Here is a 1,330-nt window from a genome sequence, read left to right as displayed (position 1 = left end):
CGTGCCGCCGCCGCCACCGCCTCCGCCGCCCGCGCCCGCGCCGCTGCCGCTCGCCGGGCCGTCGGTGACCGTGGTCGTGCAGCCCGATCCGTCCTATGTGGGTGGTCGCGCGACGGCGACGTACACGGTCCGCAACGGTTCCGGCGGCCTGGCCACCGGTCTGCGGCTGGACTTCGAGCTGCCCGCGCGGGTGCCCGTGGCGGCGCTGCCGCCGGGGTGCTCGAACACCGGCTGCGCGCTGCCGGACCTGCCCTCGGGCGCGTCGCAGGTGGTGCAGGTCGTGCTGGCGCCGAACGTGCCGCTGCAGACCACCGTGCGCGGCGCCCTGCGCACCACCGGCACGGACGTGAACCCTGCCGACAACGTCGCCACCGCGCCGATGCGGGTGCTGCTGCCCCGGATCGTGGCCGTGCCGCCGATCGGCGAGCCGGGGTTCGTCACGTCCGTGCGCGGGGTCGACTTCCCGCCCGGCGTGCCGGTCCGGCTGTCGTGGTCGCCCGGCATCACCGCGTCCGCCGCGGCCACGCTGCCGCGCCCGGACGGCGGGTTCACGGCCCAGCTGCTGATCCTCGCCAAGGACGCGACGGGTCCGCGCACGATCACCGCGAGCGGACCCGGTTTCCAGCCGGTCACCACGCCGTTCCTCGTCGTGCCCGGTTCGATCGGGCCGCCCGACGTGGTCCGGCGCCGGTGACCCGAGACGAACGCGGAGGTTCCCGGTGATCCACGAGGTGGACGAGGGGTTGCGCAGGCTGCTCGCGGACGGCGGCGTGCCCGGCGGTGGGGGTGAGCTGGCGTTCGACCCGCCCACCACGGACTGGGTGGCGCGGCGCAACGCCCCGACGGTCAACGTGTTCCTGTACGACATCCGCGAGGACCTGAGCCGGCGCTCGTCCGGCTCGGTGTCCGTGCGGGCCGACGACGAGCTGGTCGGCCACCGGGGCCCGCCGCGCTGGTTCCGGCTGTCGTACCTGGTGACCGCGTGGACGAACCGGTCGCAGGACGAGCACCGGCTGCTGTCGCAGGCGTTGGCGTGCCTGGCGGCGACGAACCGGCTGCGGTCGGCGTGGCTGACGGGGTCGCTGGCGGAGGCGGGCCTGACCGTCGGCGTCGAGTCCGGCGGTTCGGTGTCGGAGGGCCGGGCCGCGACCGACGTGTGGTCGGCGCTCGGCGGCGAGCTGCGGCCCGCGATCAACGTCGTGGTCACCGCGCCGGTCGTCGGCCCCGTCACCCCGGCCGACCCGGCCGCCGACGGCCTGGTGCTGATCGGCCCCACCGAGGGCGGGCGCAGGCTGCGCTACGACGGGTCGGGCGGCTCGGACGGCGACGC

The 1,330-nt window shown here is 76.5% G+C and carries 1 protein-coding gene and 1 pseudogene; both read left to right on the top strand.

Annotated features, from left to right (window positions below; genetic code table 11):
• Positions 1-694 (top strand): annotated as a pseudogene (locus ACFQ3T_RS36620) (hypothetical protein); the annotation flags it as partial.
• A gap of 25 nt (positions 695-719) precedes the next feature.
• On the top strand, positions 720-1,330 hold a 611-nt coding region (locus ACFQ3T_RS36615; protein ID WP_380730762.1), incomplete at its 3' end, for a DUF4255 domain-containing protein.

It is taken from the genome of Saccharothrix hoggarensis (genome assembly GCF_042678885.1).
GTDB classification, from domain to species: Bacteria; Actinomycetota; Actinomycetes; order Mycobacteriales; family Pseudonocardiaceae; genus Actinosynnema; species Actinosynnema hoggarensis.
The sequence above is the reverse complement of the archived record's forward strand: the minus strand, read 5'-3'. Positions and strand labels throughout refer to the sequence as shown.